A 2,525-nucleotide genomic window follows, 5' to 3' on the forward strand; every position below is an offset into this window, starting at 1 on the left:
CGGAGTCGCCTCACGCGCCCTTGCGGCTTGCTAGGTAGCTTCACCAACTCGCTACCAGTGGACTTGCACCACTTAGAAAACTCGCTATCTTTAAAGCGAAGGATGTGCATTCCAGGCACACACAAAGCTTGTGCGACAATGCTCGTTCCTCGCACTGCGCCCAAGCCAGAGTTCGCCGCAATAAAAAACAATAAATGAACATATCTAAAATTGCTATAAAAAATTACAGAGGACTGAAGTCTTGTGAATTTAATCCTACTGAGTTCGTATGTATTATTGGAGAAAATAATGCGGGGAAATCGACAGCTCTTCTTGCTACAAGTTTATTCTTTTCAGGGTCATCAATCAGAGAAACTGATTATTATGATAAATCTGAGCCAGTTCTAATTGAATTAACATTTTCTGGAATTATTGATGCTGATTTAAACCGAATTACACCAGCGCATCGTGATCGTCTTAGGTCTATTATTGAAGACGGTTCTATTACACTTACTCGGAGATATAGACCTGATAGCGGATCGGAAATCTTATACACAAAAATGTCTCCAGTCAATCCAAATTTTGATTTAGTTGCAACTACTTTGTCTGGAGCCAGAGGTGATGATGTACGAGTTAGAATGGTTGCATTATTTCCACAGTTTGAACAGTCTTTTGAAGGATGTACTACTCAAAAACGAGCTAAAGAAATAGTTGAAGAAATTATTGACTCTTTACCAGAAGATCAACTGGTACCAAAATTGGCTCCACTCCCTACAGGGATTCCAGAAAGCGTTTTGGCTTTACTTCCTGAGCCAATTTACATTCCTGCGGTAAAGGATTTGAAAGATGAGGTTAAAACGAAAGAGAGCACATCTTTTGGTAAACTAGTTTCTATTTTGTTGAAATCGCTTGAGGGAACCGAGGATATACAAGATATTCTAGATTCTTTCAATAGACTTCATGATATGATAAATGTATCATATACAGAAGAGGGTGAGAAACAAGACAACAGAATATCAAAGCTGAAGGAGATAGAGTCATCAATTCAGAATTTTTTAAATGAGAACTTTCCAGATGTAGATGTTGAATTAGAAATCCCTAAGCCTGCCTTAAGGCAAATATTTGGAAATGCAAGAATCCTAATAGATGATGGGGTTAAGGATGTTGCAGATACTAAGGGAGACGGATTAAAGAGATCGCTGACTTTTGCTTTATTAAGAGCTTATGTTGAACATTCAAGAATCCAAAAAAAGCTAGAAAGAGAGAAAAAAGAGCAGGAGAAAAGAGAAGCAGAACAAAATAATGATGGCGTAGCATCAGCCGCCGCAGAGGAGTTAGGTGCTGAAGAATCTATTGCCATCGAGCAATCGTATATATTTTTATTCGAAGAGCCAGAGCTTTTCCTTCATCCAAATGCACAAAAAATTCTTTTTGGAGCCCTTGAAGGTTTAACTGATTTAGGTCATCAAGTATTCACAACGACTCACTCACCTTTATTCTTTTCTCCGAAGTCAACCAATACTTTTGCTAGAATTAAAAAGGTTTATCCAGAAAACGAAGTTCCTTTTGGTGAATTGACATCTATTAATTTGCTTGAGAATATTGGACTTCGAGATGCTTTTCAGATTATATGCTATGAAAATAATGCCGCAGCATTTTTCAGTAAAAAAGTTCTTTTAGTTGAAGGGATAAGTGATTTGATCTACGTAAAAGAGCTAGCAAAAAGACTAGATCCAGACTGGAATTTCGATTATTGTAACGTACCAATTATCCCAATTGATGGAAAAACCAATGTTAAGAAGTTCAAGGATTTTTATGATATTTTTCAGATCGAGGTATTTACCTTATTGGATGCCGATGCAATGATTGAGGGGTTTGAAAAATTTGATGTTCCAGATGCCATAAAAAACGAAAGGAACGCTTTGTTTGAAGCTCTTGATGGAATTGCAGCAGAAAGACTAGTTCAAGCAGCAACGACAAGATCAAAAATCAAAGAACTTACAAGGCGTTATTCATGGAGGGAGAGATACGAAAATTTGAAAACGCTTTCAAGAAGAGTTGCTGAAGGAGAAGTGCTCAATGAAGAAGAACTCTTAACAATTGAGTATCTATTCTCAGATGAGGCGCAAAATATTAGGAGACAAATTTTTACTGATAATTCTATATCTGTTCCAGGGAAGGACTCTTTAATTTGTAATCTCATGGATCATAATATATTCGTTCTAAGTAGAGGTGCAATTGAAAGCTATTATCCTGCAGGAGTTACAGGTAATGACAAACCTTCAAAGGCTTTGAATGCAATCGAAATAATTGATGCAATGGAAGCTCCCATTGATTTTTTACCGAAAATCACATACCAAAATAATCAGGTTTGTGAAATGAGAATGATATTTGGTAGAATTTTTAATTGAAATGCGGCGAATCGAGTAGGGTAAGGAGCCACCCAATAGTGACTCCTTATCCCTCTCACACCACCGTACGTACGGTTCTCGTATACGGCGGTTCATGAACCATGGAAAAGTTGTTCGTAATATTTGGTGAAAGAC

1 protein-coding gene is annotated in these 2,525 nt (G+C 37.3%); it reads left to right on the forward strand.

The genetic code is table 11. The features are described from left to right. The first annotated feature begins 194 nt into the window (after positions 1 to 194). Complete coding sequence (locus E1J53_RS23760; protein WP_134274845.1) at positions 195 to 2,390, forward strand: ATP-dependent endonuclease; 2,196 nt, start codon at positions 195 to 197, stop codon at positions 2,388 to 2,390. The last annotated feature ends 135 nt before the right edge of the window (positions 2,391 to 2,525 follow it).

Origin of the sequence: Lewinella sp. W8, assembly GCF_004375085.3 — a bacterium.
GTDB lineage: Bacteria > Bacteroidota > Bacteroidia > Chitinophagales > Saprospiraceae > Neolewinella.

Excerpts from the sequence above, each read along its gene's own strand:
- E1J53_RS23760 (WP_134274845.1), top strand. The coding sequence starts at position 195 with ATGAACATATCTAAAATTGCTATAAAAAATTACAGAGGACTGAAGTCT.